Raw genomic sequence first — 22999 nt, forward strand, 5'->3', positions numbered from 1 at the left:
ATGCAGCCACCTCGGCGAAGTGGAGTCGATCATCAGTGCGGGGCGCGCACCACCGGCCGGGACGGGCTCGCCGAGCCGGCGCGCGGCGCTCCCCGAGCCGGGCGAGTCCCGTGTCAGGTCACCGCGGGGCGAATCGGGTGCCGGGTCACCCTCGGACTAATGCGGCGCCTGGTCACCGTGGGGCCCCGCGATCCCGCGCGGCCCCGGCGCACAGACCGCCCACCATCTCGCGCAGAGCGCTTGCGATCCCGCGCGGGCCGGGCGCGCAGAGCCCGGCCAACCTGCGGGATCGGGGCGGCCTGATCGGCGACCGGGCGGCCGTCGCCCTCTACGGTGGTCGCGGCGGCCCGGTTCCACGCCGGGGTGCTCGCGGGCGCGTACCGGTGCCGACGGGCCCCGGCCGGACCGCCGCCCGGACGACGAGGGGGACGCATGACCGAGGGCGCCGTGTCCCGGCCGGTGCGGGTTCTGCTCGCCGACGACCAGCCGCTGCTGCGTACCGGATTCCGGATGGTGCTCGGCGCGGAGGACGACCTCGACGTGGTGGGTGAGGCCGGCGACGGCGCGGAGGCGGTGGACCTGTCCCGGCGGCTGCTGCCCGACGTGGTGCTGATGGACGTCCGGATGCCGCGCCTGGACGGGGTGGCCGCGACCCGGGCGATCGTGTCGGCCCGGCTGCCGGTGCGGGTGCTCGTGCTCACCACGTTCGAGCAGGACGAACACGTCGTCGGGTCACTGCGGGCCGGGGCGAGCGGCTTCCTCACCAAGGACGTGCCGGCCGAGGACCTCGTCGCGGCGATCCGCACGGTGGCCGCCGGGGGCGCGGTGATGTCCCCGCGCGTCCTGCGCCGGCTGCTGGACCGCTTCGCCCAGGTGCTGCCGGACCCGGCCGCCGCTCCGGCGCGGGCGCTGGCGCCGCTGACCGACCGGGAGCGCGAGGTGCTCACCCACATGGCGCGCGGACTGTCCAACGCGGAGATCGCCCGGGTGCTGTCGGTCAGCGAGACGACTGTGAAAACCCATGTCGGCCATGTGCTGACGAAGCTACGGTTGCGCGACCGGGTCCAGGCGGTCGTGCTGGCGTACGAGACGGGCCTGGTCCGTCCCGGCGGCTGAGGTGGCACGGCTCACCTACCGTGACCAGCGGTGGGGCCGATGTGTTGACCATCACGCCAGGTAAGGGCCTAACGTCGGCGTCGCCGACCGGTCAGGGGTCACCCTGAGCCCGGATGGGGGGCGACCCTCACCGGAAGATCGGCGCGGATTCCACCCCAGGTCGGAGGGTTTTCGGCCTCGCGGCCCCGAGGATGGATTCCGCCGCACCGGCCAGCGGGGGCGGTGCGGCATGAGAACGACCATACGGAAGAGGTAGATGACGTGACCGCGACGGTAGGCCGAGAGCAGGCCGCGGCCCGGGCGAACGATGTGTGGAAGGTGTACGGCAGCGGCGAGGCGCAGGTCGCCGCGCTGCGGGGCGTGACGGCCGAGTTCGAACGCGGCCGGTTCACCGCGATCATGGGGCCGTCGGGCTCCGGGAAGTCCACACTGATGCACTGCCTCGCCGGTCTGGACACGGTGACGAAGGGCACCGTGATGATCGGCGACACCACGGTGACCGGTCTCAACGACGCGGGTCTGACGAAGCTGCGCCGGGACAAGGTGGGCTTCATCTTCCAGCAGTTCAACCTGCTGCCGACGCTCACCGCGCAGGAGAACATCCTGCTGCCCCTGTCGATCGCCGGGCGTAGGCCCGACCCGGCCTGGTACGACACGGTGATCGACACGGTCGGCCTGCGGGAGCGGCTCGGGCACCGCCCGGCGCAGCTATCCGGCGGCCAGCAGCAGCGCGTGGCGTGCGCCCGGGCGCTCGTGGCCCGCCCCGAGGTGATCTTCGCGGACGAGCCGACCGGCAACCTGGACTCCCGCTCCGGCGCCGAGGTGCTGAAGTTCCTGCGCAACTCGGTCCGCGAGCACGGCCAGACCATCGTCATGGTCACGCACGACCCGACCGCCGCCGCGTACGCCGACCGGGTGGTCTTCCTCGCCGACGGGCAGATCGTCTCGGAGCTGATCGAGCCGACCGCCGAGACGGTGCTGGACACGATGAAGAAGCTGGACGCCCCGGTCGAGGTGGGCAACTGATGCTGCGGGCAACGCTCAAGAGCCTGCTGGCGCGCAAGCTGCGCCTGCTGTTGTCCGGCCTGGCGGTGGTGCTCGGCGTCATGTTCGTCTCCGGCGCGTTCGTGCTCACCGACACGCTCGGGCGGTCCTTCGACGCGGTCTTCGCCGACGCGTACGCCGAGGTCGACGTCAGCGTCGAGGCGAAGCCGAAGATCGACGTCTCCACCGCGGAGGGCATGCCGCTGAGCACCCCGATGCCGGCGTCGGTGCTCGAGCGCATCAAGGCGGTGCCCGGCGTCGCCGACGCCAAGGGCGTGGTGGCCGCCGACGGCGCCCGCATGATCGGCAGCAACGGCAAGGTGGTCACCTCGTTCGGCCCGCCGCAGCTGGGCCAGAACTGGCTCGGTGAGAGCGACCTGGTGGAGATCCGCGAGGGCCGCGCGCCGCAGGCCGACGACGAGATCGTGATCAACACCGCGCTGGCCGAGGCGGGCAAGGTCAAGGTCGGCGACCGGGTCGGCGTGCTGACCCTCGCCCCGAAGAAGGAGTTCACGCTCGTCGGCGTGTTCGGCTACAGCGGCGGCCGGGACTCGATCGGTGGTGCCAACGAGGTCTACTTCACCACCCCGGTGGCGCAGCAGCTGATGCTGGGCAAGCCGGACGTGTTCAGCAACGTCAGCGTCCAGGCCGCCGACGGCACCACGCCGGCCGCGCTGCGCGACGAGGTGGCCCGCACGCTGGGTGCCGACTACCAGGTCAAGACCGGCGAACAACTCGCCGCCGACGCCTCGGCCGGCCTCAAGGAGGGGTTGTCGTTCTTCAACAAGATCCTCCTCGGGTTCGCCGCGGTGGCGCTGCTGGTCGGCACGTTCCTGATCCTCAACACGTTCTCGATCATCGTGGCCCAGCGCACCCGTGAGCTGGCCCTGATGCGGGCGATCGGGGCCAGCGGCAAGCAGGTCATCGGCTCGGTGGTGCTGGAGGCGCTCGCTGTCGGCCTGATCGCCTCGGTGCTGGGGCTCGCCGCCGGCATCGGTGTGGGCGCGCTGCTGGCGTACCTGTTCGGTCAGCTCGCCGGGGGTCTGACCCTGGCCGGGCTGGGCGTGCCGGCCTCGGCGGTGATCGGCGCGTTCGCGGTCGGCATGCTGATCACGGTGATCGCCGCGCTGCTGCCGGCGCTGCGTGCCTCGCGCATCCCGCCGATCGCGGCGATGCAGGACGTGGCCACGCCGGACCGGCCACTGACGAAGGTCACCATCGGCGGCGCCGTGGTGACCGGCATCGGCGCGGTGCTGCTGTTCCTCGGTCTCGGCGGGCACGCCGGCGACAGCACCCTGGCGACCATCCTCGGCGGCGTGCTGTTCGCGTTCATCGGGGTGGCGCTGCTGACGCCGATCATCAGCCGGCCGGTGGTCGCGCTGCTCGGCGCGATGTTCTCCTGGTCGGTGCCGGGCAAGCTGGGCCGGCTCAACTCGGGCCGCAACCCGCGCCGTACCGCGATCACGGCCGCCGCGCTGATGGTGGGCATCGCCCTGGTCACCGGCGTGACGGTGATCCTGGACTCGGCCAAGGGCAGCATCGGCAAGCTGGCCGAGGACAACATCAAGGCGGAGCTGGTGATCTCCGGCTCCACGTCGGGGCCGCGTCCGGCGAGCTTCGACCCGGCGGTGCTGGAGAAGGCCGCCGCGATCCCGGGTGTGCGGATGGTCGACGGCGAGTACGGCGACATGGCAGTGGTCGGCGGCGAGCGGACCTGGGTGGCCGTGTCGAGCAACGTGGCCGCCCTGCAGCAGATCTTCGGGGCGAAGGCCACCGCCGGTGACATCAGCAAGCTAACACCGGACCAGATGCTGGTCAGCTCGGACACCGCGAAGGCACGCAACCTCACCGTCGGTTCGACGGTGCCGGTGCAGCTGTCCCGCGGCGACGCCCGCACCTACACGGTCAGCGGCGTCTACGAGAGCTCGCAGCTGACCAACCCGGTGACGCTGCCGCCGCAGGCCGCCGCGGACTTCGCCATCCCGCAGCCGATCCAGGGTTTCCTGCAGCTCGCCCCCGGCACGTCGGTGGACGCGGTGCAGCCGCAGGTCGAGCGGCTGCTGGCGGACAGCCCCGAGGTGTCGGTGGCCGACCGGGCCGCGTTCATCGAGCAGCAGACCGGTCAGCTGGACTCCCTGCTCCAGATGATCCAGATCCTGCTGGCGCTGGCCATCGTCATCGCGGTGCTGGGCATCATCAACACGCTCGCGCTGTCGGTGCTGGAACGGACCCGGGAGCTGGGTCTGCTGCGGGCGATCGGCCTGCGCCGTGGCCAGACCATGCGCATGATCACGGTCGAGGCGGTGGTGATCTCCATCTTCGGCGCGCTGCTCGGCGTGGTGGTCGGCACCGGTCTCGGCGCGGCGGTGGTCGAGGCGCTCAAGGACGAGGGCATCACCGACCTGGTCCTGCCCTGGGGTCAGATGGTGACGTTCCTGATCCTGGCCGCGATCATCGGCGTGGTCGCCGCGGTGCTGCCGGCGATCCGCGCCGCGCGGATCAACGTCCTGGGCGCCATCGCCCACGACTGACGTGAAAGGAAGGGCCCCTTCTTAACGCCTCGTGCATAAGAAGGGGCCCTTCCTAACGGTTGAGCAGGGCCGCGAGCAACTCCAGGTCCGCCCCGAGCAGGCTCTCCATCTGGTGTACGCCGTCGGCGGGCGCCAGCGGCACCTCGGCCGGTACGGCCAGCACCGCCGCCCCGGCGGCGAGCGCGCTGGCCACCCCGGTCGGTGAGTCCTCGATCGCCACGCACCGCTCGACCGGCACGTCCAGCAGACGCGCGGCGGTCAGGTACGGCTCCGGGTGCGGCTTCGCCGCGTCCACCTCGTCGCCGCAGACCACCGCGTCGAAGCTGTCCCGGCCCAGCGTGTCCAGGGCCACCTCGACCAGGGACCGGCCGCTGGAGGTGACCAGCGCGGTGGGGATGCCGGCGTCGCGTACCGCCCGCAGCAGCGCCAGCGCGCCCGGACGCCATTGCAGCCCGGTGCGGAACAGGTCCAGGATCCGGGCGCTGATCCAGTCGGCGCTTTCCTGCACGTCCCGCTCCGGCTGGCCCAGGTCGTCGTGCACGATCCGCATCGCGTCGGCCATCCCGGTGCCGACGATCGCGCGGCGGGCGTCATCGGACAGGACACCGCCGTACACGGCGGCCAGTTCCTGCAACGCGACGTCCCACAGTTTCTCGCTGTCGACCAGGGTGCCGTCCATGTCGAAGAGCACGGCGGCGGGGTGCTTGCTGCTCAGCGGGGGCCTCCTTCGGTACGCGTACCCCGCCGATCCTGCCAGCCGCGTCCGGTGCGCCAGTCACCGTCCCCGATCGGGGTGACCCGCGGCATCACCGGAGGCCGCAGGCGCCGAGCGACTTCTCGTACCCCCGGAAGAACGACTCGCTGCGCTGCTCGGCGGTGCCGTGCGAGCCCTCGGCGAACCACGGCTGGTCCGGGTCGTCGCCGACCGCCAGCAGCCCTTCCCGGAACTCCTCCAGGTCACCGTCCGCCAGCTCCAGGGCCCCGGACCGCACGCTGTCCCCGAGGTACGCCCCGGCCATGCAGTCGGCCTGCAGTTCCTGCTGGATGGTGAAGTTGTAGCGGATGCCCAGCCGCACCTGCATGCCGTGGGCGTACTCGTGGCCGAGCAGGTAGAACAGGAACGCGTCGCCGATCTGCCGGAACGCCGCCACCGACCAGTTCACGTCGTACGCGATGAAGTCGCCGGCCGAGCAGTACACCGCGTTGTTGCGCGGCAGGCCCTGCCCGGCGCAGGCCACCTCGCCCTCGCGGCTGTAGGCCACCACCCGCCGGATCGGGGTGAACCGCTGACCCGAGGCGCGGAACTGCTCCGCCCAGTAGCGTTCGGCCAGCCGGACCGCGTCCTGGATGTCCTGCTTGAACTCGGCCACGCTCGTCGTGCCGTCCGCGCGGGTGGTCTGCGACTCGGGCTGCGTGCTGCGCGGGGGTGCGGGCTGCTGCGGCTCGCCCTGGTCGTAGCCGCCGGCCATGCAACCGGCCGCGACCAGCGCGGCCACCACCAGTCCGGCGATCGGCCCGCGCCCCTGACGTCCCGCCCTGTCCCCCACCATGACCTCCCGGCTGTTCGTTCCCGTGTCCCGCAGCAGTACCCCCGGCGGCCGCCGGTGATGCTCACCGGCTCTCACGCACCGCCGTCGCGAATCGTTCACCGGTGCGCGGGAACGGTACGGTCGGCGTCGTGGGCCGGTCGTACGCGGGAATCGTCTGGTGGCGACGCAGCCTCTGGAACGGCATGCGGTGCGTACCGTTGCTGCTGACGCTCGACGAGGGCCGGCTGCGCGCCCGCGACCGGCGCGGCGCGGAGGTGTTCGCCGCGCCCGCCGGGCAGGTCGAGGCCCGGGGAACGATCGTCGGCACGATGCTGCTCACCGTCGGCGGCAACCGGTACGCCCTGGTCGGCGTGGGCGCCACCGTCTCACCGGCGCCGAGCGTGGAGCAGCGGCGGCGGTTGGAGGAGTACACGGCTCGCGCCGAGCCGGTCCCCGACCTCGCGTCCTGGTGGGAGGTGCTGGCGCGGGCCGGCGTGACGGTGCGCTGACCGGGCGGCGGTCAGTCCAGGCCGCGCATGATGTGCGGCTCGCCGTCGTCGTCGCCGAAGCAGCGGTGCAACACCTGGGCACGCGCCCACAGGTCCAGGCTGCTCGGCGGTCCGACCGGTCCCGTGCCGGCGGGTCGGGTCAGCACGGGAGCCGGTTCCGGCGGGACCTGCGACGTCACCTCGTCGGTCATGTCCGCCCCTTTCGTCGTACCCATGCTCGTCTGCGGGCGTTTCCGCCACGTCAACGCCGACGGCGGGGGCGTGGACGCGGCGCGCCTGACCCACGCCGGCCCGTACTCCGGTGACGGTAGCCCGCCAGGCCGCCGAGCACAGCCGTATTCCCGACGTCGCCGCAGGTCGCGGCCGGTGATCACGCCTGCGGGCCGCCCGGGCCGCAGGTGGCGCAGCAGGTGTCGCCGCGCCAGGCGTCGCGGCCCTCGCGGACCGCGACCACGGCGATCACCAGGGCGGCGACCGGGTCGGCCCAGGACCACCCGAACAGGCCGTTGAGGGCCAGCCCGACGAGCAGAACCACCGAGAGGTACGTGCACAGCAACGTCTGCTTCGAGTCGGCCACCGCCGACCGGGAGCCCAGTTCACGCCCGGCGCGCCGCTGCGCTGCCGACAGCACCGGCATCACGATCACCGAGAGCCCGGCGAGCACCAGCCCGGCCGGTGAGTGTGCGGCCTCGGTGCCGCCGAGCAGCGCCCGGACCGCCTCGACGGAGACGTACGCGGCGAGCGCGAAGAACGACACCGCGATGACGCGCAGCGCGACACGTTCCCGGGCCTGCGGGTCCGGACCGGCGAACTGCCACGCCACCGCTGCCGCGGAGGCCACCTCGATGACCGAGTCCAGACCGAAGCCGATCAGGGCGGTCGAGGACGCGACGGTACCGGCGCTGATCGCCACCACCGCCTCGATCACGTTGTAGGTGATGGTCGCGGCGACCAGCAGGCGTACCCGGCGGGTGAGCAGCGCGCGGCGGTCCGGCGTCGGACCGGCGGGCGTGACCGGGATCAGCGGCAGGCTCATCAGCAGCCCCCAGGCGTCCGCATGCCGCGACCATACAACGCGTGCTTCTTCCTGGCGACGGGCTCGCATCCGGTACCCCGGTACGGGCTTACCGTCGAGAGGTGACCGACGATTCCTGGGTGCCCGACACCTGCACGCTGCCGACCACCGAACGGCCGCTGCGGCTGGCCGAGTTCGACGGGCTGTTCCACGACGCGCTGCGCGGCGCCGACCGGCCGGCCGCCGGGCATCTGCGGCTGCACCTCGACGGCGGCGCCGAAGCGCTCGCCCGGGACCTGATCGCCCGCGAGTCCGCCTGCTGCTCCTTCTTCACCTTCGATCTCGCCCGCCCGGACGGCGACACGCTGACGCTCGACATCCGCGTTCCGGCGACCCGTGTCGCCGTACTCGATGCCCTGGCCCTGCGGGCCACGGCCGCGCGGGGCCGGTGATGGGCGAGCCGGAGCTGCGCAGCGGCCGGCTCGCCGACGCAGCCGGGGTCAACGTGCAGACGCTGCGCTACCACGAACGGCGCGGGCTGCTGCCCGCGCCCCGGCGGTCGCCGGGCGGGCATCGCCTCTACCCGGCCGAGACGGTCACCCTGCTGCGGGTGGTGAAGGCCGCGCAACGCCTGCTGCCCCCTGCCGTTCGCCGGGCCCGCCGACCGGGCCGCCCGGCCGGTCCCCGGCCCGGTGTCGCTACGGTCTGACGCATGACGGTCGTGCGGTCCATCCTGCTTTTCCTGCTCGCCGCGCTCGCCGAGATCGGCGGCGCCTGGCTGGTGTGGCAGGGCTGGCGGGAGAACCGCGGGCTGCTCTGGATCGCCGCCGGGGTGATCGCGCTCGGCGCCTACGGGTTCGTGGCCACGTTCCAGCCGGACGCGAACTTCGGCCGCATCCTCGCCGCCTACGGCGGCGTCTTCGTCGCCGGGTCGCTCGCCTGGGGCATGGTCGTCGACAAGTTCCGGCCCGACCGCTACGACCTCGTCGGCGCGGCCATCTGCCTGGTCGGCGTCGCGGTCATCATGTACGCCCCGCGCACGGGCTGACGGCGGCGCCGAGCGCGGGTGATGAGTTTTCCCGCCCGTCCCCGTCTCACAGACGACGGCACACGACGAAGCGGGAGGATGACGTGATGGGTGCGGAGACGCAACCGGCGGAACCGGGCGTACGGGATCTGGCTGGGGTCGACGAACCGGCGTTCACCGGGCTGGCGCAGCGGCACCGGCGGGAGTTGCACGTGCACTGCTACCGGATGCTCGGCTCGTTCGAGGACGCCGAGGACACCGTCCAGGAGACGTTCCTGCGGGCCTGGCGGCGGCGGGAGACGTTCGCGGGTCGGTCGACGTTCCGGGCCTGGCTGTACCGGATCGCCACCAACGCCTGCCTGGACCTGCTCGCCAAGTGCCGGCCCGAGCCGGCGACCGGCGGTGAGGTGCGGTGGCTCCAGCCGTACCCGGACCGGCTGCTCGACGAGTTGCCCGCCGCCGGCGCCGACGAGCCGGAGACGGTAGCTGTCGCGCGGGAGACGATCGAGCTGGCATACCTGGTCGCGGTGCAGCACCTGGCGCCGCGCCCACGCGCCGTGCTGATCCTGCGGGACGTGCTCGGCTGGCCCGCCAGGGACGTCGCGGAGCTGCTCGGGGACTCGGTCAACTCGGTGAACAGCGCGTTGCAGCGCGCCCGCGCGGGCATGCGGGAACACCTGCCCGCCCAGCGGCAGGACTGGACCGGCGACGAGACGGACACCCGGACCCGCGAGCTGGTACGCCGCTTCACCGACGCCGCCGTCGCCAAGGACGTCGGCGCGCTCGCCGCCATGCTGCGCGACGACGTGCGCTGCTCGATGCCGCCCACCCCGGGGCTGCAGATCGGCCGCGACGCGGTGGTGAGCGACTGGATCGCGGACGGCTTCGAGAGCCTGGGCAGCCTGCGAGCAGTGCCCACCGCGGTGAACCGGCAGCCCGCCGTCGCGTTCTACCTCTGGCAGGACAGCGACGGCGCGTACCTGCCGCTCACCGTCGACGCCCTGCGCGTCACCGGCGGGGCGATCACCGAGATCGTCACGTTCCACGCCGATCAGTTCCCGCGGCTCGGGCTGCCCGAGCGCCTGCCCGCCGACCGTACGCCGTAGTGCCCGCGCGGACGCTCGCGCTGCCCGGCGGCGCGCGCGTTCCGGTGATCGCGGCCCAGTGGCATCACGCGTACGGCGTGGTGACGCGCGGCCGGGTGCAGCTGGAGCTGCGCGACGGCACCCCCGGGCCGGTCCTCGGCCGCGACGCCGGCTTCTGGCTGCGCGGCACCGGCGTACGCGCGCTGCGCAACCCCGGCCGTCGCACCGCGACGGTACGGATCCTCACCCCTCATGAAGACGTTCGGAGGAACGACATGATCAGCAGCACCGACACCGGCGTCGTCTCTCGCCGTGCGCACGGCTTCCGGCGGCTCGCCGTCACCGGTCTGGTCGCCACGCTCGCGGCGGCGGTGATCACCACGCTCGCGGCGGCGCTCGCCCGCGCCGGCGGTGTGGACTTCGAGATCCCCGACGGCGGCGGCGAGACGATCCCGTCGGGCGGGTTCGCCGTGGTGACCGGATTCTTCTCGCTCGTCGGCGTCGTCATCGCCGCCGCGCTGCTGCGGTTCAGCGCGCGTCCCGCGCGGCGGTTCGTGTGGACGGCGGTGTCGCTGACCGCGCTGTCGATGGTCCCGCCGTTGATCGCCGGAGGCGACGCCGCCACGACGATCGCGCTGGTCGGGCTGCACCTGGTCGCGGCGGCGGTGATGATCCCCGCCCTGACGTGGGGCCTGCGCGCGAGGACCGGCTGACGCTCCGCCTCCGGCGGCGAATCGCGGCTACGGGGCACCTGCTGCCTCCGGCCGGAGGCACGGTGGTCCGCGAGCCTCCCACCACGCGACGGCTTCGATTGAACGCCTACCATCCCCACCCGTGGAGGGTCTGTTCTGGATGCCCGCCGTAGCGCTGTGCGGCCTGTTGGGCTGTCTGCTCCCGTGCGCCGTCCTGGCGGCGCTGGCCACGTGGCCGAGGAAGGGCGACCGGGGGTAGCTGCACCCTCGACATGTACCCGTGGTCGGGCGGACCATCCGGCTACTCGGCCGTGGCTCCGCGACGGCGGAGGGCCACCTTGGTGCCGCCGCAAGCGATCACGATCAGCCAAAGCGTCGCACCGGGGTCGAGAGCCGGGGCCGCCAACGGTGGCGGGCCGGCTCCGACCGCGTGGACGACAGCGGAGAGGGCGGAGTTCACCACTTCGGACTCCTCGCGCCGGGACGCTCGCACGCCGTCGGGATCGATCCCTCAGTTTGACGGATCGGAGCTGTGGACCCGCTCCGGGATTTCCTGCGATCTACAGGGTTCGATCAGAAACACTCGGGCACTTCGATACGGACCATACGCCGGGCGCCGCCAGTCGGCGCCCGGCGCCACGTACGACCGAGAGGTGACACCATGACCTTCCGCGCCAGGCTCGTCGGAGCCGCACTCGTAGGGACGCTCGCCGCCGGTGGATCGGCACTGGCCACGGCCTCCACGGCAAGCGCGCAGGCCGAACCCTGCGTGCAGCGCATCGCCGTGGTGAACAACGCCGCCTTCGTGATGTCCTTCAGTGTTCAGGCGGGCAACGGTCTGGAGACGGCGAACACCGACACCTACCCGATCAACCAGTCGCGGACGATCGATCTCACCACCACCGCACTTCCGGTCGGGTCCGATGTCCGGCCGGTGGTCGACGCGGTGGCCGGAGCGCAGCGGACTCCGAGCAGCTTCGTGTCGTACTGCGAGAACGGGCAGACCGCGACGTACTCGGTGACCGGGACGACGTACGACTACTCGGTCACGCTGATCGGCTGATCGACGCGTCGACCTTCGGGGCGTCCGCCATCCCGGCGGGCGCCCCGCGGTCGTCAGTGGCTACACGAGTAGCCGACGGGCGCCAGCGGTGGACGAGTCGTCAATCACGCGTCAATCGATCGGGTCACCGAACGCCAGGCGTCGAAGGCCCATGCGAGGTCGGCCGTGTTCGCACCGGTGAAGACCGTTTCCAGGTACGCGCCGTCAACGAAGTTGAAGCCGTAGAGGGTGAATTCGATATCGTCGTCACGACGGTTGTAAGTCGCTGTCACCCGGTTCGGTCCGACTGGGCGAGGTAGCGCAGGCCGCGTTTGAGAAAGCTGCGCGGATTGGTGTCGACGTACCTCGCCCATCCCGGGTCCGCCTCGCCGCGCAGCCACCCGTACCGGGCCAACGCATAGCCGTACATGGGCTCGGTCAGGTAGCCGAGCTGGTTGGTACGGGCGTAGACATAGTCACCCCGGGCTTCTCGCGAGTACTCGAACGCGGCGTTGGCGCTGAAGATGCCAAGGCCGAAGAACACGGTCAACAGGTCCGTGAGTGCTTCCTGATCCCGCTGCTGCGCCGAGATCCGGCCGTCGCCCAGCAGCAAGACATGGCCCAACTCGTGAGCGATGGTCGCCACCAGCGCCATCGGACGAGCCGCCTGATCGTCGCGGATCCCGATGACGGAACGGCCATCGCGGATGCGGTGATGCCCGGCCGCGCCCTTCGACTGCGCGTGGATCGGGACGTGCGCGGACAACTCCGGGTTGTCGTCGGCCGCGTCGTGCTCGAGTTCCACTCGGGCGGGGTCGATGCCCATGTGAGCGCAGAGCCGATTCAGCACTGATCGGATGTCGTCGCGGGTGCCCCGGTAGACGCCGGGGAAATAGTGGTCGGTCGGCATCACAACCTCGCCGTGCAGCCGGTCGGTGCCGAACTGCGCCACGAACCAGTCCATCGACCGTTCGATCCAGTCCTGTTCGATCGGCCGTACCGGGCACTCCACCCGCCGCCACCACACCATGGCCTGGATTGTGAGGCATCATCACAAGCCGCGGGGAGCTCGTAGCCGCCCACACAACTGCGTCACTTGGCGTTGAAGTAGTTCGCCTCCGGGTGGTGCACGACGATCGCGTCGGTGGCCTGTTCCGGCACCAACTGGAACTCCTCGGACAACTGCACCCCGATCCGCTCCGCGCCCAGCAGCTCCACGATCTTCGCCCGGTCCTCCAGGTCCGGGCAGGCCGGATAGCCGAACGCGTACCGGCAGCCCCGGTAGTCGGTGCGGAGCAGGCCGGCCAGGTCGGCCGGGTCGTCGTCGGCCACCGTGCCGCCGCCGGGCAGCACCAGCTCGGCCCGGATCCGCCGGTGCCAGTACTCCGCGAGGGCCTCGGTGAGCTGCACGGACAGGCCGTGCACCTCCAGGTAGTCGCGGTACTCGTTGCCGGCGAACATCTTCGCCGTGTACTCGCTGATCGGCTGCCCGACGGTGACCAGCTGCAGCGCCACCACGTCGAGCTGGTCGCCCTTGGGCCGGAAGAAGTCGGCCAGGCACAGCCGCCGCTCCTGGCGCTGCCGGGGGAAGGAGAACCGGGCCCGCTCGCTGTGCCCGTTCTCGTCCAGCACCACCAGGTCGTTGCCCTCGGAGTACGCGGGGAAGTAGCCGTACACCACGGCCGCCTCCAGCACCTGGTCGGAGATCAGGCGGTCCAGCCAGTACCGCAGCCGGGGCCGGCCCTCGGTCTCGACCAGTTCCTCGTAGGACGGGCCCTTGCCGCCGCGTGCGCCGCGCAGCCCCCACTGGCCCAGGAACGTGGCCCGCTCGTCGAGCAGCGCCGCGTAGTCGGCCAGCGGCACGCCCTTGACGACGCGGGTGCCGAAGAACGGCGGCTTCGGCACCGTCACGTCCACCGCCACATCGGAGCGGACCGACGCGTCGTCCAGTTCGGGCAGTGCCTCGCGGACCTGCGTCCGCTGCCGCTCGCGGCGCTCCCGGCGGGCCGCCAGTGCCGCCTCCCGCTCCGGGTCGACCACGGGCGCACCGCCGCGCTTGGCCGCCATCACGCGGTCCATCAGGGACAGCCCTTCGAACGCGTCGCGGGCGTAGTGCACCTGGCCCGGGTAGATCGACCGCAGGTCGTCCTCGACGTACGCGCGGGTCAGCGCCGCGCCGCCGAGCAGCACCGGCCAACGCTCGGCCACGCCGCGGGAGGCCATCTCGGCCAGGTTCTCCTTCATGATGACTGTGCTCTTGACGAGCAGGCCGGACATGCCGATCGCGTCGGCCCGGTGCTCCTCGGCCGCGTCGAGGATCGCGTTGATCGGCTGCTTGATGCCGATGTTCACCACGTCGTAGCCGTTGTTGGACAGGATGATGTCGACCAGGTTCTTGCCGATGTCGTGCACGTCCCCCTTGACCGTGGCGAGCACGATGCGGCCCTTGCCGTCGTCATCGGTCTTCTCCATGTGCGGCTCCAGGTAGGCCACCGCGGTTTTCATCACCTCGGCGGACTGGAGTACGAACGGCAACTGCATCTGGCCGGAGCCGAACAGCTCGCCGACCACCTTCATGCCGTCCAGCAGCAGGTCGTTGATGATGGACAGCGGCGTACGCCCCTGCGCCATCGCGGTGTCCAGGTCGGCCTCCAGGCCGTTGCGCTCGCCGTCGATGATCCGTCGCTTGAGCCGCTCGTCCAGCGGCAGCGCGGCCAGTTCCTCGGCCCGGGTGGCACGCGCCGAGGCGGCGTCCACGCCCTCGAAGGCCTCGATGAACCGCTGCACCGGGTCGTAGCCCTCGCGACGCCGGTCGTAGACCAGGTCGAGCGCCACCTCGCGCTGCTCGTCCGGGATCCGCGACATCGGCAGGATCTTGCTGGCGTGCACGATCGCCGAGGTCAGCCCGGCCTGGGCGCACTCGTGCAGGAACACCGAGTTGAGCACCTGCCGGGCCGCCGGATTGAGGCCGAACGAGACGTTCGAGATGCCCGCGGTGAAGTTGACGCCCGGGTAGCGCGCGGCGATCTCCCGGATCGCCTCGATCGTCTCGATGCCGTCGCGGCGGGTCTCCTCCTGCCCGGTGGCGATCGGGAACGTCAGCGCGTCGATGAGGATGTCCTCCCGGCGCATCCCCCACCGGCCGGTCAGGTCGTCGATCAGCCGGCAGGCCACCCGTACCTTCCACTCGCGGGTGCGGGCCTGGCCCTCCTCGTCGATGAGCAGCGCCACGACGGCGGCGCCGTGCTCCCGGACCACCGGCATGATGCGCGCGTAGCGGGACTCGGGGCCGTCGCCGTCCTCGAAGTTGACCGAGTTGACCACGCACCGGCCGCCGAGCATCTCCAGCCCGGCCTCGATCACGGCCGGTTCGGTGGAGTCCAGCACGATCGGCAGCGTCGAGGCGGTGGCGAACCGGCCGGCCAGCTCCCGCATGTCCTGCGTACCGTCGCGGCCGACGTAGTCGACGCAGAGGTCGAGCAGGTGCGAGCCGTCGCGGGCCTGGCTGCGCGCGACCTCCACGCAGGCCTGCCAGTCACCGGCGAGCATGGACTCGCGGAACGCCTTCGAGCCGTTGGCGTTGGTCCGCTCCCCCACCATCAGGATGCTGGCGTCCTGGGCGAACGGCACGTGGTGGTAGATCGAGGAGACCCCGGCCTCCGGCTTCGGCTCCCGCGCCACCGGCGCCCGTCCGCCCAGCCGCTCCACCAGCACCCGGATGTGCTCCGGGGTGGTGCCGCAGCAGCCGCCGATCAGGGCCACGCCGTAGTCGGTGACGAACTGCTCCAGCGCGTCGGCCAGCTCGTCCGGGCTGAGCGGGAAGTACGCCCCGTCGGCGGTCAGCACCGGCAGGCCCGCGTTCGGCATCACCGAGATCGGGATACGCGCGTGCTGCGCCAGGTAGCGCAGGTGCTCGCCCATCTCCGCCGGGCCGGTGGAGCAGTTCAGCCCGATCAGGTCGACGCCGAGCGGCTCGATCGCGGTCAGCGCGGCGCCGATCTCACTGCCCAGCAGCATGGTGCCGGTCGTCTCCACGGCGACCTGGCAGATGATCGGGACGTCCCGGCCGGCCTCGGCGCGCGCCCGCTTCGACCCGACCACCGCCGCCTTGACCTGGAGGAGGTCCTGGCAGGTCTCGATGATCAGCGCGTCCGCGCCGCCGGCGATCAGGCCGGCGGCGTTCTCCTGGTACGCGTCACGCAGCGAGGCGTAGCTCGCGTGCCCGAGGGTCGGCAGCTTGGTGCCCGGGCCCATCGAACCGAGCACGAACCGGGGGTGCTCCGGCGTCGCGTACGCGTCGGCTGCCTCCCGCGCGATCCGCGCGCCCGCCTCGGACAGTTCCCGGATGCGGCCGGGGATGCCGTACTCGGCGAGGTTGGGCAGGTTGGCGCCGAACGTGTTGGTCTCCACGCAGTCCGCGCCGGCGGCCAGGTAGGCGTCGTGCACACCGCGAACCACGTCCGGCCGGGTCACGTTGAGGATCTCGTTGCAGCCTTCGAGGCCGTCGAAGTCGTCGAGGGTGAGATCGGCAGCCTGGAGCATCGTCCCCATCGCGCCGTCCGCGATCAGGATCCGATCCGCCAGCAGGTCACGCAACGAGATAGACACATGCTCCAGGGTAGTGCGCCCGAGTGCGGCAGAGTCACCCGAACCGGGCCATCCCACATTCTGCCCACCGGGCCGTCGTACCCCTTTCCGCCGGTTCGCCCGGGTGGTCCGGCCCGGCGACCGGCGCGGCCGACGGGCCGGCCCTCGCGGGGGCACGTAGGCTGACGGACGTGAAGGACAACAGGGGTGCGACAGTGCGACGGGGCGGCGCCGCGCCCGACGAGCAGGGTGAGGTGACGGCGTGACCGAGTTCGACGGGCTGCCGGTGCTGCGCTCGCCGGTCGCCATCGCGGCCTTCGAGGGCTGGAACGACGCCGCCGACGCCTCCACCGCCGCCGTGGAACACCTGGAGCAGGTCTGGCAGGCCCGGGAGGTGACCGAGCTGGACCCGGAGGACTTCTACGACTTCCAGGTGAGCCGGCCGACGATCACCATGGCCGACGGGGAGACCCGGCGCGTCGAGTGGCCCACCACGCGGTTCATGGTGGCCAGTCCGGAGGGCACCGAGCGGGACGTGGTGCTGATCCGCGGCATCGAGCCGAGCATGCGCTGGCGGACGTTCTGCGAGCAGGTGCTGGAGATCTGCCACAGCCTGGAGGTCGAGCGGGTGGTGCTGCTCGGCGCCTTGCTGGCCGACGTGCCGTACACCCGGCCGCTGCCGATCAGCGGCAGCGCGTCGGACGCCGACGCGGCCAAGCGCTACCAGCTCACCCCCACCCGGTACGACGGGCCGACCGGCATCGTCGGCGTGCTGCACGACGCCTGCACCCGGGCCGAGGTCGACGCGGTGTCGTTCTGGGTGCACGTGCCGCACTACGCCAACAACCCGCCCTGCCCGAAGGCCACCCTCGCGCTGCTGCACCGGGTCGAGGAGGTGCTCGACCTGCCGGTGCCGATGGCCGACCTGGCCGAGGAGGCAGCCGAGTGGGAGCAGCGGGTGCGCAGCGCCGCCGAGCAGGACGCGGAACTCGGCGAGTACGTGCGTGAGCTGGAGGAACGGGTCGGTGACGCCGGCATCACCCCGTTGACCGGGGACGAGATCGCCCAGGAGTTCGAGAAGTACCTGCGTCGCCGCGGCGGTTCCGCCGGACCGACAGCGGGTTCCTGGTAGTTCTCCCGCTTCGCTGAAGCCGGGCCTCGGATCGGGGCCCGGCTTCTTCGTGTCCGGGGTGGCGCCGTCACACCCTCTAGGGCATCCTAGGAACCTAGCTGTTCTGAGGAGGCCTGCATGCAGATCAACCCGGGCGCGGCCGAGTTCCCGCACCGGCAGATCGCCGCGCAGCTCAAGGCCCAGGTGCGCCGCGGCGACTGGGGTCCGGGCGAGCGGCTGCCGTCCATCCCGGCCATCGCCGAGATGTTCGGCGTCGCGAAGCAGACCGTGCAGCGCGCCGTCGACCAGCTGCGGGTCGAGGGCATCCTGATCACCAAACCCGGCTCCGGTACGTACGTCCGGGGCACCCGGCGCCGCCTCAACCGCCTGTCCCGGGGCCGGTACGGCGGCTTCCGCGGCTACCACACCGACCTGGCCGCCCGGTACCGCCAGCAGCTCGTCTCGGTCGGCCGCTCCCCCGCCCCGGCCGAGGTGGCCGACGCGTTCGGCGTCACCGACGGCACCGAACTGCTCTGCCGCCGGCACCTGGTACGCACCGACGACTCCCCGGTCGAGGTCGGCGCGTCGTGGTTCCTGCCCGCCGACACCGCCGGCACGTCACTGGAGCGGGCCGAGGCGTTCGGCCGGCCGCTCTACCAGGAGGCCGAGGAGGTCACCGGCCGGCGGTACGTCACCGCCACCGACACGATCAGCGCGCGTCAGCCCAGCCGGGAGGAGGCGGAGATCCTCCAGATCCGCCCGGACACGCCGGTGCTGCACCTGCTGCACGTCGCGTACGACGAGCGGCACAAGCCGATCGAGGTCGCGCAGGCCACCTGGCCCGGCCCGATGACCACGCTCACCGAGGAGTACAAGATCCCCGCCCCCACCCCCGACCAGGACCCCGACCCCGGCCTAGTCCTGGGCTGACCGCCCGCACCCCGGCCCCGGCCCCGGCCCGCCTCGGCCCGCCTCGGCCCGCCTCGGCGATCTTGCACTCTCTGCCCCGACAGACGGGGCATTCACGACACTCCGAGGGCCACAAGTGCAAGATCGCGAGGTGGGCCGGCGCAAGATGTCGAGGCGGGCCGCAGGGTCGGCTCGCACGGGTACAGACTCCCGGAAGCCACGCCCGGACAGGGCTCCCCGGGCCGGACCACACCGGGCGGAACGCCATGGGTGTCAAATCGCCTCCGACACACCCATCACGTTCCACCCGCCACCGGACGGCGCGATCTTGCGGTTGTGGCCCCCGCGAACCGGGCATATAGGGCGGAATGCGGGCCGTAAGTGCAAGATCGACGCGCGTGAGGGCGGGACGGCGCTGCGGAAGGGTGGCTAGAGGGCGATGCCGAGGAGGGCGTCCACCGTGTCTCGGAAGAGGGCCGGAGCGGTCTCGTCCTCGGTCACGTCGTTCAGGGTGGCTTCGGCCCAGCGGTCGGCTGCCGCCAGGGCACCCGGCGTGTCCAGGTCGTCGGCCAGGCGCTCGCGTACCTCGGCCAGCAACGCCGCCCCCGACGGCCCGGCCGGCGCGGCGGCGGCCCGCCGCCAGCGGCCCAGCCGCTCCTGCGCCTCGGTGAGCAGCTCGTCGGTCCAGGAGCGGTCGCTGCGGTAGTGCCCGCTCATCAGCGCCAGCCGGACCGCCATCGGGTCGACCTTGTCGGCCCGCAGCCGGGACACGAAGACCAGGTTGCCCTGGGACTTCGACATCTTCTCGCCGTCCAGGCCGATCATGCCGGCGTGCACGTAGTGGTCGGCGAACGGCGCCTCGCCGGTCAGCCGCTCGGCGTGCGCGGCGGAGCACTCGTGGTGCGGGAAGATCAGGTCGTTGCCGCCGCCCTGCACGTCGATCCGGTCGCCGAGCAGGTTCAGCGCGATGACAGTGCACTCGATGTGCCAGCCGGGACGGCCCGCGCCCAGTTCGCCACCGGGCCAGGACGGCTCGCCCTCGCGGGCGCCGCGCCACAGCAGCGGGTCGAGCGGGTCGCGCTTGCCGGCGCGTTCGGGGTCGCCGCCGCGCTCGGCGAACAGTTCGATCATCTGCTCACGGGACAGGTTGGACTCGTAGCCGAAGCGAGGCGCGGCGGAGATGTCGAAGTAGACGTCGCCGGTGCCGTCGTCGAGCCGGTACGCCGCACCGTCCTTGAGCAGCACCAGCACCTTCTCGGCGATGTCCGGGATCGACTCGACGGCGCCGACGTAGTGCGCCGGCGGGATCATCCGCAGCGCCTCCATGTCCTCGCGGAACAGCGCGGTCTCCCGCATGGCCAGGACCTTCCAGTCCTCGCCGTCGCGCTCGGCGCGCTCCAGCAGCGGGTCGTCGATGTCGGTGACGTTCTGCACGTACCGCACGTCCAGACCGGCGTCACGCCACATCCGCTGCACCAGGTCGAACGTGATCATGGTGGCGGCGTGCCCGAGGTGCGTCGCGTCGTACGGGGTGATGCCGCAGACGTACATCGAGGCCGCGCCCTCGGGCCGGCTGGGATGGGCGCCCTGCCGCGCCGAGTCGTACAACCTCAGCGACACGCCCTCGCCGGGCAGCCGTGGCACGTCATGTCCCGCCCAAGACTCCATGACCGCCAGCCTAACGATCCGTCAGACGCTCGGGTGCCGCCCTACGGGTGATCAACGCGACAACGGCTCACATCGGCGGCCAGGGCATCGCCGGCCACTCCTGCGGCGGCAGCGGGAACCGGCCGCTCTCGCCCAGCCGCTCGACCCGTTCCGCCAGCGCGGCCAGCTCACCGATCGTCAGGTGCTCGGCCAGCTCCTCGCCGAGCGACCCGCGCAGCTGCCCGGCCAGGCCGTCCAGCATCTCCACCGCGTCCGGCGGCAGCTCGCGGCCGGCCCAGCCCCACAGCACCGTACGCAGCTTCTCCTCGACGTGGAAGCTCACGCCGTGGTCGACGCCGTAGATCCGGTCGTCCGGGCCGACGAGCACGTGCCCGCCCTTGCGGTCGGCGTTGTTGATGATCGCGTCGAGCACGACGAGCCGGGCCAGGCGGGGGTCGTCGGCGTGCGCCAGCGCGTACGCCGCCCCGTCGTCGTCGCGGGCCGCGGCGACCGGGAACCAGCGCGGCGGGATCTCCCGCGCCGGCACGAACCCGACGAGCGGCTCGGCGTCGTCCCGCTCGTCGATCCAGAGCTGGCACGAACCGGGACCGAACGGCCCGTCGCGCAGCACGGTCGGGGGCACCAGGTCCCAGCCGGTGGCCCGGGACACCAGGTAGGCGGACACCTCCCGGCCGGCGAGCGTGCCGTCCGGGAAGTCCCAGAGCGGGCGCTCGCCGCGTACCGGCTTGTAGACGCAGTGCGCGGTCACGTCGCCGAGGGCGATGACCCCGCGCAGCGTCGCGTTGGAGGCGTCGACGAGCCGCCCCTGGAGGGTCAGCTCACCGTCGGCGAGCAGCCGCAGCGCCTCGGCGCCGTCCTGTCGGGGCTGCAGTTCCGACGAGGTCACCGGTGATAGCCGTTGTGCCGGGGGCAGAGGTGACCGGCCGGGTCGAGCGGCTGGCCGCACAGCGGGCAGGGAGGCCGGCCGGCGTTCACGACGCGCTTGGCCCGTTCGATGAACTCGCGGGTCGCCTCCGGGGTCAGCCGCACCCGCAGGCGGTCGAGGTCGTCGTCCGGCTCGTCCGGGTCCTCGTCGGCGTCGTCGTCCGCGTCGCCCAGCTCGACCTCGACCTCCGCCTCACCGACGGCGATCGCCTCGATCACCACGGTGGCGGTGTCCACGTCGAAGGCCAGGCCCAGCGTGCCGACCCGGAACTCCTCGTCCACGGGCGTGTCGAGCGGCTCGTTGTCGCCGGTCACGGTGGTGACCGGCTCCGGCAGCTTCACGCCGAAGCGGCGCTGCGCCTCGGCGAGCAGCTCTTCCAGCTTCTCGGCGAGCAACGACACCTGGACCTTCTCCAGCGACACGCTGACCAGCCGGCCGCCGCCGCGCGCCTGGAGGAAGAACGTGCGCTCCCCCGGCGGGCCGACCGTACCGGCGACGAACCGCTCCGGCGGCTCGAAGGCGTGCACCTGGTGCGTCATACCCACGACCCTATCCGGCGTCCGGAAGCACCGCGCAGCCCACCGACGCCGAATCCGCCCAGAGCGAACGCGCCGCGTACGCCGGTCTCACCCGGCCGCGCCCGCGCCTCCGCCGACCGCCGCATCGGACTCGGCCGGCCGCGCCGGGCGCCGGCGCCGCTTGCGCGGCGGCGGGACCAGCGCCGACAGGTCACCGCCGGTGTCGTTGAGCCGGACCAGGAACGGCCGCAACGGGGTGTAGCGGATCGCCGTCACCGACGCCGGGTCGGCCACGATCCGCTGGAAAAGATCAAGGTGTACGCCGAGCGCGTCCGCCACGATCGCCTTGATCACGTCGCCGTGGCTGCACGCCAGCCAGACGGCCTCCGGCCCGTGCTCGGCGGTGACCCGCGCGTCCCAGGCCCGGACCGCCGCCACGGCGCGCGCGGACATCGCCGCCATCGACTCGCCCTGCGGGAACGCGGCGGCGCTCGGGTGCTGCTGCACCACCGGCCAGAGCGGCTCCTTCGCCAGCTTCTTCAGCGACTGCCCCTCCCAGTCGCCGTACCCGCACTCGATCAGCCCGTCGTCGACGACCGGCTCGGTGCCGGGAAGGGCCAGGTCGAGGGTCTGCCGACAGCGGATGAGCGGGCTGGTCACCACCGCCGCGAGCGGCAGCCCGGCGAGACGCGCGCCGACCGCCGTGGCCTGCGCCCGGCCGGTGTCGTCCAGCTCGACCGGTTGCCGCCCGGCCAGGCCGCCGTCGGCGTTCGCGGTGGTCCGGCCGTGTCGCAGAAGCAGAAGGGTCGCCACGCAGACCACCCTAGGCGGTACGCCCCTCGGATGATCGTCCCGCCACGACCCCCACCGCCTCCCGCCCCCGCACGCCGGTCCCCGAACCTCCACCCGTCGGCGCCGATCATGAAGTTGGGCCGGACCAACCCCGGCCAACCTCATCGTCAACACCCAGCAGCCCGAGGCAGCGGCGACCCGTACCACCCAGGGGACGCGTTCGGCGGCAGGCGGAGATCTTGGAAGGAAGGGGCCCCCACGAGGGCCGTTTCCTTCCAAGATCTCCCGTGGTGTCCGTGCGCCGGGGCCCGCTAGCCTGCGCTGGCTCTCTGCCGCCGCCGGATGGAGATCTTGGTACGTTCCCGCCCTTACAGGGGCCGTTCCGTACCAAGATCTCTCGCAAGCCCTTTGAGACCGCCGTCGGCGGCTCGACCTTCCGAATGATCATGAAGTTGACGGTCACAAACCGGACGCGAGGTGCCGTCAACTTCATGATCGACGCTTGTGGGCACGGTCGGGGGCGTGGGTGGTCCGGGAGGCGGTGTGAGCGCTGCGTCGGGTGTCCGGTTTCGGGGTGGTCGGGGACACCCGGGCGGCGGAATCGGGGACGGTGGCGGGGCGTTATACCTGGTGAACGACCGCAGCAGCGCCCCCGCAGCACGCGGGCGGCAGCGTCCGGGAAGATCCCGGGCCGGCGGTCGTTGGACATGTCTCCGGCGCGACCAGTGCGCCCCGCACGCCACCCCCGGGCGTCCGCGGGCCGCGTCAGCAGGCCGCCGGAGATCCCCCGAAGACTTCTTGAGCGCCTGACGGTGCTCGCACCCGCACCGAACCCCCCTCGGCGCGGGCGTCGACCCCCGAACGGAGCCCACCATGAACACGATCCTGCGTAAGAGCAT

The 22999-nt window shown here is 72.2% G+C and carries 23 protein-coding genes; 12 read left to right on the plus strand and 11 right to left on the minus strand.

All coding sequences use genetic code 11. The features are described from left to right. The first annotated feature begins 432 nt into the window (after positions 1–432). The 3 genes from OC439_RS28865 to OC439_RS28875 all read left to right on the plus strand — a co-directional run bounded on the left by OC439_RS28865 (position 433) and on the right by OC439_RS28875 (position 4691). Positions 433–1116 carry a response regulator gene (locus OC439_RS28865; RefSeq protein WP_135239953.1) on the plus strand — a complete coding sequence of 228 codons (684 nt, stop codon included), beginning with the start codon at positions 433–435 and terminating at the stop codon, positions 1114–1116. Positions 1117–1377: 261 nt separating this feature from the next. Further along, complete coding sequence (locus OC439_RS28870) at positions 1378–2142, plus strand: ABC transporter ATP-binding protein (protein WP_135239952.1); 765 nt, start codon at positions 1378–1380, stop codon at positions 2140–2142. Further along, the gene (locus OC439_RS28875; protein WP_262016169.1) at positions 2142–4691 is read left to right on the plus strand and encodes an ABC transporter permease; all 2550 of its coding nucleotides are present in this window, start codon (positions 2142–2144) and stop codon (positions 4689–4691) included. The genes OC439_RS28870 and OC439_RS28875 overlap by 1 nt, the downstream gene beginning before the upstream one ends. A 52-nt stretch (positions 4692–4743) precedes the next feature. Here OC439_RS28875 and OC439_RS28880 read toward each other — a convergent pair whose 3' ends face one another. Continuing rightward, positions 4744–5382, minus strand: a complete 639-nt coding sequence (locus tag OC439_RS28880; protein WP_262016170.1) for an HAD family hydrolase — start codon at positions 5380–5382, stop codon at positions 4744–4746. Positions 5383–5497: 115 nt separating this feature from the next. Further along, a complete protein-coding gene (locus tag OC439_RS28885) occupies positions 5498–6238 on the minus strand; it encodes a neutral zinc metallopeptidase (RefSeq protein ID WP_262016189.1) in 741 nt (246 codons plus the stop codon). A gap of 104 nt (positions 6239–6342) precedes the next feature. Here OC439_RS28885 and OC439_RS28890 point away from each other — a divergent pair, with 104 nt between their 5' ends. Continuing rightward, positions 6343–6729, plus strand: a complete 387-nt coding sequence (locus tag OC439_RS28890) for a hypothetical protein (protein WP_262016171.1) — start codon at positions 6343–6345, stop codon at positions 6727–6729. A gap of 11 nt (positions 6730–6740) precedes the next feature. Here OC439_RS28890 and OC439_RS28895 read toward each other — a convergent pair whose 3' ends face one another. Continuing rightward, on the minus strand, positions 6741–6920 hold the full coding sequence (locus tag OC439_RS28895) for a hypothetical protein (protein WP_262016172.1): 180 nt from the start codon (positions 6918–6920) through the stop codon (positions 6741–6743). A gap of 179 nt (positions 6921–7099) precedes the next feature. Beyond that, entirely contained in the window at positions 7100–7765 is a 666-nt protein-coding gene (locus OC439_RS28900) for a cation transporter (RefSeq protein ID WP_262016173.1), read from the minus strand. A gap of 101 nt (positions 7766–7866) precedes the next feature. On the opposite strand from OC439_RS28900, the gene OC439_RS28905 reads away from it, so the two are divergent. The 6 genes from OC439_RS28905 (at position 7867) to OC439_RS28930 (ending at position 11611) form a co-directional block, all read left to right on the plus strand. Beyond that, on the plus strand, positions 7867–8196 hold the full coding sequence (locus OC439_RS28905; protein WP_262016174.1) for a hypothetical protein: 330 nt from the start codon (positions 7867–7869) through the stop codon (positions 8194–8196). Then, positions 8196–8453 carry a MerR family DNA-binding transcriptional regulator gene (locus OC439_RS28910; protein WP_262016175.1) on the plus strand — a complete coding sequence of 86 codons (258 nt, stop codon included), beginning with the start codon at positions 8196–8198 and terminating at the stop codon, positions 8451–8453. The genes OC439_RS28905 and OC439_RS28910 overlap by 1 nt, the downstream gene beginning before the upstream one ends. 3 nt (positions 8454–8456) lie before the next feature. After that, positions 8457–8792 carry a YnfA family protein gene (locus tag OC439_RS28915; RefSeq protein WP_116510707.1) on the plus strand — a complete coding sequence of 112 codons (336 nt, stop codon included), beginning with the start codon at positions 8457–8459 and terminating at the stop codon, positions 8790–8792. A gap of 86 nt (positions 8793–8878) precedes the next feature. Then, positions 8879–9877 (plus strand): RNA polymerase subunit sigma-70, encoded by a 999-nt coding sequence (locus OC439_RS28920; protein ID WP_262016176.1) that lies wholly within the window; start codon positions 8879–8881, stop codon positions 9875–9877. Further along, a complete protein-coding gene (locus OC439_RS28925; RefSeq protein ID WP_262016177.1) occupies positions 9877–10569 on the plus strand; it encodes a DUF6069 family protein in 693 nt (230 codons plus the stop codon). Before OC439_RS28920 ends, OC439_RS28925 begins: the two co-directional genes overlap by 1 nt. Positions 10570–11209: 640 nt before the next feature. Beyond that, complete coding sequence (locus OC439_RS28930; protein WP_262016178.1) at positions 11210–11611, plus strand: hypothetical protein; 402 nt, start codon at positions 11210–11212, stop codon at positions 11609–11611. Between the two features lie 104 nt (positions 11612–11715). Here the strand turns inward: OC439_RS28930 and OC439_RS28935 are convergent, their stop codons facing one another. The 3 genes from OC439_RS28935 to metH all read right to left on the minus strand — a co-directional run bounded on the left by OC439_RS28935 (position 11716) and on the right by metH (position 16198). Beyond that, positions 11716–11883 (minus strand): hypothetical protein, encoded by a 168-nt coding sequence (locus tag OC439_RS28935; RefSeq protein WP_262016179.1) that lies wholly within the window; start codon positions 11881–11883, stop codon positions 11716–11718. Further along, a complete protein-coding gene (locus tag OC439_RS28940; protein ID WP_262016180.1) occupies positions 11880–12620 on the minus strand; it encodes a hypothetical protein in 741 nt (246 codons plus the stop codon). Before OC439_RS28940 ends, OC439_RS28935 begins: the two co-directional genes overlap by 4 nt. A gap of 62 nt (positions 12621–12682) precedes the next feature. Further along, on the minus strand, positions 12683–16198 hold the full coding sequence (gene metH, locus OC439_RS28945) for a methionine synthase (protein ID WP_262016181.1): 3516 nt from the start codon (positions 16196–16198) through the stop codon (positions 12683–12685). A gap of 241 nt (positions 16199–16439) precedes the next feature. Here metH and OC439_RS28950 point away from each other — a divergent pair, with 241 nt between their 5' ends. Continuing rightward, positions 16440–17309, plus strand: a complete 870-nt coding sequence (locus tag OC439_RS28950) for a PAC2 family protein (RefSeq protein WP_013286081.1) — start codon at positions 16440–16442, stop codon at positions 17307–17309. Positions 17310–17426: 117 nt separating this feature from the next. After that, positions 17427–18218: a GntR family transcriptional regulator gene (locus OC439_RS28955; RefSeq protein ID WP_262016182.1), complete on the plus strand. Its 792-nt coding sequence runs from the start codon at positions 17427–17429 to the stop codon at positions 18216–18218. A gap of 408 nt (positions 18219–18626) precedes the next feature. On the opposite strand, the gene mshC is transcribed toward OC439_RS28955, so the two are convergent. From mshC to OC439_RS28975, 4 genes are all read right to left on the minus strand, one after another. Next, positions 18627–19865 carry a cysteine--1-D-myo-inosityl 2-amino-2-deoxy-alpha-D-glucopyranoside ligase gene (gene mshC / locus OC439_RS28960; RefSeq protein WP_262016183.1) on the minus strand — a complete coding sequence of 413 codons (1239 nt, stop codon included), beginning with the start codon at positions 19863–19865 and terminating at the stop codon, positions 18627–18629. Between the two features lie 67 nt (positions 19866–19932). Beyond that, the gene (locus tag OC439_RS28965; protein WP_262016184.1) at positions 19933–20751 is read right to left on the minus strand and encodes an SCO1664 family protein; all 819 of its coding nucleotides are present in this window, start codon (positions 20749–20751) and stop codon (positions 19933–19935) included. Continuing rightward, positions 20748–21329 (minus strand): DUF3090 domain-containing protein, encoded by a 582-nt coding sequence (locus OC439_RS28970; protein ID WP_013286077.1) that lies wholly within the window; start codon positions 21327–21329, stop codon positions 20748–20750. The genes OC439_RS28965 and OC439_RS28970 overlap by 4 nt, the downstream gene beginning before the upstream one ends. 87 nt (positions 21330–21416) lie before the next feature. Continuing rightward, positions 21417–22130 carry a histidine phosphatase family protein gene (locus OC439_RS28975; protein ID WP_262016185.1) on the minus strand — a complete coding sequence of 238 codons (714 nt, stop codon included), beginning with the start codon at positions 22128–22130 and terminating at the stop codon, positions 21417–21419. Positions 22131–22999: the final 869 nt, after the last annotated feature.

Origin of the sequence: Micromonospora sp. Mcm103, assembly GCF_024519755.1 — a bacterium.
Lineage (GTDB): Bacteria > Actinomycetota > Actinomycetes > Mycobacteriales > Micromonosporaceae > Micromonospora > Micromonospora aurantiaca.

What these genes read in the sequence shown, in the direction of transcription:
- OC439_RS28865 (WP_135239953.1), top strand. Translation starts at nt 433, where the DNA reads ATGACCGAGGGCGCCGTGTCCCGGCCGGTGCGGGTTCTGCTCGCCGAC.
- OC439_RS28875 (WP_262016169.1), top strand. Translation starts at nt 2,142, where the DNA reads ATGCTGCGGGCAACGCTCAAGAGCCTGCTGGCGCGCAAGCTGCGCCTG.
- OC439_RS28895 (WP_262016172.1), bottom strand. Translation starts at nt 6,920, where the DNA reads ATGACCGACGAGGTGACGTCGCAGGTCCCGCCGGAACCGGCTCCCGTG.
- OC439_RS28900 (WP_262016173.1), bottom strand. Translation starts at nt 7,765, where the DNA reads ATGAGCCTGCCGCTGATCCCGGTCACGCCCGCCGGTCCGACGCCGGAC.
- OC439_RS28910 (WP_262016175.1), top strand. Translation starts at nt 8,196, where the DNA reads ATGGGCGAGCCGGAGCTGCGCAGCGGCCGGCTCGCCGACGCAGCCGGG.
- OC439_RS28915 (WP_116510707.1), top strand. Translation starts at nt 8,457, where the DNA reads ATGACGGTCGTGCGGTCCATCCTGCTTTTCCTGCTCGCCGCGCTCGCC.
- OC439_RS28920 (WP_262016176.1), top strand. Translation starts at nt 8,879, where the DNA reads ATGGGTGCGGAGACGCAACCGGCGGAACCGGGCGTACGGGATCTGGCT.
- OC439_RS28930 (WP_262016178.1), top strand. Translation starts at nt 11,210, where the DNA reads ATGACCTTCCGCGCCAGGCTCGTCGGAGCCGCACTCGTAGGGACGCTC.
- OC439_RS28940 (WP_262016180.1), bottom strand. Translation starts at nt 12,620, where the DNA reads ATGGTGTGGTGGCGGCGGGTGGAGTGCCCGGTACGGCCGATCGAACAG.
- OC439_RS28955 (WP_262016182.1), top strand. Translation starts at nt 17,427, where the DNA reads ATGCAGATCAACCCGGGCGCGGCCGAGTTCCCGCACCGGCAGATCGCC.
- mshC (WP_262016183.1), bottom strand. Translation starts at nt 19,865, where the DNA reads ATGGAGTCTTGGGCGGGACATGACGTGCCACGGCTGCCCGGCGAGGGC.
- OC439_RS28970 (WP_013286077.1), bottom strand. Translation starts at nt 21,329, where the DNA reads ATGACGCACCAGGTGCACGCCTTCGAGCCGCCGGAGCGGTTCGTCGCC.